The organism is Sphingopyxis sp. SCN 67-31 (assembly GCF_001725095.1).
Genome location: NZ_MEFH01000176.1, coordinates 1 through 6,051, shown reverse-complemented (window position 1 = coordinate 6,051; position 6,051 = coordinate 1). Strand labels below are relative to the sequence as shown.

Genomic DNA, 6,051 nt, shown 5'->3' with positions numbered 1-6,051 from the left:
AGACCGACGCCATATAGGATGCGGCGGTCGCGCGCAGTTCGACATGATAGGTGCGCCGGTCGGTGTTGATGATCATATTGGTCATGATGCCCGATCGGGTTGGTTTCACGAGGATATGGACGCGGCGCCGCGCCCCCGCACCGCTCACCGTGTCGCCGATGATCCAGCGCACCGTGTCGCCCGAGGCGACGGGACCCGGACCGACGAGCTGCTCGCCTTCCTGCAGCACGATATCGGTGACCTGCCCCGGCGCGGCATAGACTTGGAAGAGCGCGCCTTCTGACCAGGCATATTGCTGGATCGCATTGCGATAGGCTTGGCGATCGGGCTGGACCCGCGCCTCGGCGTTGGCGCGACCGACGCGCTGGCGGGGATCGGCCGGATCGCTTGCCGCGGCGGGCGTGGCGAGCAAGGCAAGGGCGACCCCGAGCGCGATCGGGAGGGAATGTGGCGTCGTCATTGGCTGAGTTCCTTTGACCAGTCGAGCGGCATCACCGAATATCCTTGGGCGGTTTCGATCAGGACGATGATGGTCATCATCGTGCGGGCGAGGTTCCAGCCGAGCGATTGGGCGGTGGAAAGCGGCATATCGAGGCTCCTGTCCGGGAGCGGGTCCATTCCCGCTCGACAGTCGCCCCGCCGGACGGGGACGGGCCGCAATCACCGCAGCGCAGCGGAGGCCCAAGCGCAGCGCAGGGACCCCTTGCGGGTTGATTGAAGGAGGCATGGCCTCGGCCAAGGGAATAGCGGCAATCGAGAGCGGGGATGGTACCGCGTGGACTGTCCTCGCTATCTGCGGTGCACTCTATCGTTCCGGACCTTAGCGCGACAATTTGGCCATTAGTCGCTGGTTCGGCCGGCTTTGGCCTCGACACATTGGACCGACGCCAACGGCGCTGTTACGGTCCGTAGAGACGAGGCCGATCCGCCATCTTCCCGGGAGGGAACTATGAAGCCAGCTGCCAAACGGCGCGTAGAGCGCGCAATCCAAAAGATCATGCGGGCGGATGGAGATAATTGCTCCCTTTGCCGACTCCCGCTTGCGCACAATAGTCGCACGTTCGGCGGCATCACCAAGGATGGAACGCCGGCGTTGGTCGGAGAATGTTGTGCAAAAAAGTTGCACGAGACCATCTTGATGGGGATGTTCGCTTCCCAGGATTGGGATGATTTTCCGGTGACGAAGCAAAACCGTCGCGCACCTTCTGCTCCTAACGTTGAAGAGGCGATTGCCTCGATCCAGAGCGTCTTCGCCGATCGCGCCGCGGAGGGCGAGGCCGTCGCGCGCAATGCTGGTCTCAGCCTCCCCCCAACCCAGGTCTTTCGCGCCCAGACCAGTTGGAAAGAAGACGACGCCCAATGGTTTTCGGATCATCCGGACAGATCGCATCGCCTCCGACCCCTGGTCGGCGACGAAGCGAAGGTTTGCGGCTTTGATGAGCTTGGTCCGATGCCGCCGAAGCATGACGTTCAAGTATTGGTTCGCCAGGTACAGCCGGGCGCCCGGGTCAGGACGCCTTTTGGCCGCAACCTCGATCTCCCTATCCCTGATGACGAAACGATTCTGCACGCCCTTTTCGATCTTGTTCAGCAGGGCGGCGGCGGGAGCGTGATTTCGACGACAGACCTTCTTGGAACAATTGGCCGCTATTCTCACCAGGACAGGGACCCTGCCAATTGAGAAAGAAGCCGGCCCCGGATTTCGGGGCCGGCTTCGGTGTCACGACGGCGGATTCCAGATGAGGACCTTCTTCGACGGATCGTCGCCCGGCGCGTTGGCGATGTTGCAAAAGATCTGCCCGAGTTCGGGAGCCGACAGCGACACCGAGACATATTCGGCGCCGGCCTGCGAGGTCTTCACCCAGCCAGCGCCGAGTTCGTAGCCATTCTTGCGGCTGATGACGCGATAGTCGGGTTCGCTGTCCTTCATCTTGCGGCCGTTCGGGACGATCGCGATCGGCGCGGTGACCATCAGGGTCGCGAGCGTGCCCTCGAAGCTGCCGTCGTCCTTGACGGTAAGATTTGCGATGCTTGCCATTTGAAGTCTCCTTGCTTGCTCGGGGACCGTCCCCGATGGCGCCAGAGGGAGGGCCCGCGAGCCGCCGTCACCGAGCGCATGCGAGGGCGAACCCCTGCAGGGGGTTGACGGCACGAGGCGAGCCGAGGCCCGCAATCAGGCAGCCAATGAGGGAAAGGTTCAACGAGCCAGGAGAGCAATGGCTGTCAGTGAAAGTCATGGCTCTGGATGCGCAGCGGCGCGTCGCGGGAGTCCGGTCCGCCTCCGTTCCGCGCCCCATCCCCGCGTCCGGGCGCAATGGAGACGTCGCCCTGCGCGATCGAGCGCAACATCGCGTCATGATCGATAATCCGGTCGCAGATGATGTGAATGACCTCGCCTTCCTTCTGAAGCCGTCCGCGCATCGCGATCATCGAGGCCGACATGACTTGGCGCCGGTAGATATCGAAGCGATCGGGCCACAGGATGCCGTTGGCGATACCGGTCTCGTCCTCGATCGTCACGAACAGGACGCCTTTCGCTGAGCCGGGCCGCTGCCGCACAAGGATGACGCCGGCGACCTCGATGTTGCGCCCGTCGCGAATCTGTCCGAGATCGGCGCAGCGCACGATACCCATCGTATCAAGCTCATCCCGCAAGAAACTCAGCGGATGCGCGCGCAGCGACAGCTGCAGCGTGCGATAATCCTCCACCACCTCGCGCCCCTGGGTCATTGGCCGAAGCGAGGTCGCGGGTTCGAGCCCCTCGGGCGAGAAACTGGACTCGCGAGCGTCTGCCGCCGCGAACAAGGGGAGCGGCGCCTCGCCAAGACCCCGCACCTTCCAGAGGCCCTGTCGCCGGTCCTCGGCAAGGCAGGCGAAGCCATCGGCTTCGGCGATCCGTTCGATTGCGGCGCGCGGGACCCCGGCGCGCCGCCACACATCTTCGATGCAATCGAAAGGCATATCGCCGCGCGCGCCGACGATGGCGGCGCCATGGACGTTGGCGAGGCTACGCACCTGGCGGAAGCCGAGACGAACCGCGAGATAGGGCCCTCCGGTCTCTTCGAGCGTGCAATCCCAATGGCTGTCGTTGATCGAGACAGGGCGCACTTCGACGCCATGCTTGCGTGCATCGCTGACGATCTGCGCGGGCGCATAAAAGCCCATTGGCTGCGCGTTCAGCAACGCAGCGCAGAAGACGTCGGGATGATGATGCTTCATCCAGCATGAAGCGTAAGCGATCTTCGCAAAGCTCGCGGCATGGCTTTCAGGAAAGCCGTAGCTCCCGAAGCCCTCGATCTGCTTGAAGGTCCGCTCGGCAAAATCCTTCGGATAGCCGCGCTCGATCATTCCGCCGACGAGCTTGTCGTAGAAATGGCTGACACCGCCGGTGAGCTTGAAGGTCGCCATCGCGCGGCGAAGCTGGTCGGCTTCGGCGGGGGTGAAACCCGCGCCGACAATCGCGACCTTCATCGCCTGCTCCTGGAAGAGCGGCACGCCGAGCGTCTTCTCGAGCACCGCGCGAAGCTCGGGCTTCGGATATTCGGGCTTCTCCTTGCCCTCGCGGCGGCGAAGATAGGGATGCACCATATCGCCCTGGATCGGGCCGGGCCGCACGATCGCGACCTCGATCACCAGATCGTAGAAGCACTTCGGCTTGATCCGCGGCAGCATTGACATTTGCGCCCGGCTTTCGATCTGGAAGACACCCAAGGTGTCGGCCTTCTGGATCATGCCATAGACCGCCGGATCATCGTCCTGCAGGTCAGCCATGCCGACCGAAATCCCCTTATGCTCGGCAAGCAGATTGAAAGCCCGGTTCATGCAGCCGAGCATGCCGAGGCCGAGCACATCGACCTTCATGAACTTGAGGACGTCGATATCGTCCTTGTCCCACTCGATGATCTGTCGGTCTTCCATCCGGGCGGGCTCGATCGGCACAAGATCGTCGAGCCGCTCCTGCGTCAGCACGAAACCGCCGGGATGCTGCGACAGATGCCGCGGCGTGCCGATGAGCTGCTGCGCGAGATCGAGCGTCAGCCGCAGCCGATGATCGTCGGCGTTGAGGTTGAGGCTCGCGATCTGCTCGTCGGGGATGCCGTCGACCGACCAGCCCCAGACGAGGCCGGTGAGCATCTTGGTGAGGTCGCGCGGCAGGCCGAGCGCCTTCCCTACCTCGGCGACCGCCCCGCGGGTGCGATAACGCGTCACCACCGCGGTGAGTGCCGACCGATGCCGCCCATAGGTCTCGTAGATCCACTGGATGATTTCCTCGCGCCGCTCATGCTCGAAGTCGACGTCGATATCGGGCGGCTCTTTGCGCTCGCCCGACACGAAGCGCTCGAAGAGCAGCTCGTGCTTGATCGGGTCGATCGACGTGACACCGAGCAGGAAGCAGACGCAGCTGTTCGCGGCGCTCCCTCGCCCTTGGCATAATATCCCGCGTCGGCGACTCTCGGCGACGATCGAATTGACGGTCAAGAAATAGGGTGCGTAATTCAATTCTCCGATCAATCGCAGCTCATGGTCGATCTGTTTGCGATAGGCGGGCGGCACGCCGCCCGGAAACATGCGGGCGGCGCCTTCCTCGGTCAGCGCGGAGAGCGCCTCCTGCGCTGTGCGGCCGGCCATCACTTCCTCATAGGGATATTGGTAGCGGATCTCGCCCAGGTCGAAGCGGCAAAGCGCCGCGATATCTGCCGTGGCCTGAATCGCGTCGGGAAACAGCGCGAAGCGGCGTTCCATTTCGGCGGGGGACTTCAGAGCCCGGTCCATGAAACGCTCGCGTTTGAAACCGAGCGCATCGACCGTCGTTTTCTCGCGGATCGCGGTCAGCACATCCTGCAGCGGGCGGCGCTCGGGCGCATGATAGAGGATGTCGCCACAAGCGACGCTGCGCACGCCGATGTCGCGGGCGAGCGCGTCGAGCGCGCGCAGCCGCGCGAAGTCGCCGGGACGGCGGCGGAGCGACAGCGCCAGATAGGCGTCGCGGCCGAACGTCTCCCGCAGTTCGCCAAGGTCGATGCGGGTGCGGTCGTCGGCGGCGTCGGGCAGGAGGACGGCGACCAGCCCCTCCGCTGAGGCGACGACATCGGGCCAGTCGAGCCAGCAATTGCCTTTCCCGCCGCGTGCCTTGCCGAGCGACAGGAGCCGGGTCAGCCGCGACCAGGCGGCGCGGTTCTTGGGGTAGAGCAGCAGCGATCGGCCATCGCGAAGATCGACGTGCGATCCGGGGATCAGGCGCACGCCGGTCGCTTCCTGTCCCGACAGCCCCCGCACCATGCCCGCGACGCTGCCCCGATCGCAGAGGCCGAGGGCCGAGTGGCCCATCAGTGCGGCGGTCGCGAACAATTCCTCGGGCGCCGACGCGCCGCGCAGAAAGGAGAAATGGCTCGTCACCTGAAGTTCGACATAGGTCGCGGAGAGGACCCTCATCCGAAGACGCCGTGCATATACCAGCTCAAATCGCCGGTACGGTCTTCTTGTCCATCGCCGCGGCGGAACAGCCAGAAACGCTCGCCAGTCTCCGCCTCGACGCGAAAATAATCGCGCACCGCCCACATTTCGCGGGTCGTTCGCCACCACTCGCCATGGATGCGCTCGGGTCCATCGCCCGCGACGACGCGGTAGGACAGTCCGCGCCACGCAAAGCGGCGCGGCGGATGATCGGGAAGCAGCGCGACGACACCCGACAGGGCTTCGGGCCGCGCGAGCATGCGGATCGGCCGCGGCCATGCCGGCCAGCCGGAAGGCTGGGCGAGCGGGCCGGTACGGCCGATCGCGCGCTCGGGCACATCGCTTTCGCGGCCCTCGAGGCGGAACAGCGCGCCCTCTCCAGCGCGCCCCGTGAGCTGATCGACCAGCGGCGCAAGATCGGGGGCACGCGGTGCGCTATCGAACCCCGTGCCGATCGCCTCAGCGCCAAGGGGTTCGACCTGCGGCGCGGCAAGCGCCATCGCCTCGATCCCGAGCCCAGGCTCGATCCGGTCGATACGCAGCCTGAAGAGGCGCACGAGATGCTTCGCGTCGCGGGTCGCGCGCGCGGTGCCGACC

At 64.9% G+C, this 6,051-nt stretch carries 6 protein-coding genes; 1 reads left to right on the top strand and 5 read right to left on the bottom strand.

The genetic code is table 11. The features are described 5' to 3' along the window. Both ABS88_RS23065 and ABS88_RS23060 read right to left on the bottom strand, forming a co-directional pair. Positions 1-460 (bottom strand): TrbG/VirB9 family P-type conjugative transfer protein (locus ABS88_RS23065; protein ID WP_286750706.1); only part of this gene is annotated, 460 nt, incomplete at its 3' end. Continuing rightward, complete coding sequence (locus ABS88_RS23060) at positions 457-588, bottom strand: hypothetical protein (RefSeq protein WP_286750705.1); 132 nt, start codon at positions 586-588, stop codon at positions 457-459. The genes ABS88_RS23065 and ABS88_RS23060, both read right to left, overlap by 4 nt. A gap of 361 nt (positions 589-949) precedes the next feature. On the opposite strand from ABS88_RS23060, the gene ABS88_RS23055 reads away from it, so the two are divergent. After that, positions 950-1,681: a hypothetical protein gene (locus ABS88_RS23055; RefSeq protein ID WP_286750704.1), complete on the top strand. Its 732-nt coding sequence runs from the start codon at positions 950-952 to the stop codon at positions 1,679-1,681. Between the two features lie 39 nt (positions 1,682-1,720). On the opposite strand, the gene ABS88_RS23050 is transcribed toward ABS88_RS23055, so the two are convergent. From ABS88_RS23050 to ABS88_RS23040, 3 genes are all read right to left on the bottom strand, one after another. Further along, entirely contained in the window at positions 1,721-2,038 is a 318-nt protein-coding gene (locus ABS88_RS23050; RefSeq protein WP_286750703.1) for a DUF736 domain-containing protein, read from the bottom strand. Between the two features lie 185 nt (positions 2,039-2,223). Continuing rightward, complete coding sequence (locus tag ABS88_RS23045; RefSeq protein ID WP_286750702.1) at positions 2,224-5,433, bottom strand: error-prone DNA polymerase; 3,210 nt, start codon at positions 5,431-5,433, stop codon at positions 2,224-2,226. Next, the coding region (locus tag ABS88_RS23040) for a DUF6504 family protein (RefSeq protein ID WP_353745135.1) at positions 5,430-6,051 on the bottom strand (622 nt) is incomplete at its 5' end. The genes ABS88_RS23040 and ABS88_RS23045, both read right to left, overlap by 4 nt.

What these genes read in the sequence shown, in the direction of transcription:
- ABS88_RS23060 (WP_286750705.1), bottom strand. Translation starts at nt 588, where the DNA reads ATGCCGCTTTCCACCGCCCAATCGCTCGGCTGGAACCTCGCCCGCACG.
- ABS88_RS23055 (WP_286750704.1), top strand. Translation starts at nt 950, where the DNA reads ATGAAGCCAGCTGCCAAACGGCGCGTAGAGCGCGCAATCCAAAAGATC.
- ABS88_RS23050 (WP_286750703.1), bottom strand. Translation starts at nt 2,038, where the DNA reads ATGGCAAGCATCGCAAATCTTACCGTCAAGGACGACGGCAGCTTCGAG.
- ABS88_RS23045 (WP_286750702.1), bottom strand. Translation starts at nt 5,433, where the DNA reads ATGAGGGTCCTCTCCGCGACCTATGTCGAACTTCAGGTGACGAGCCAT.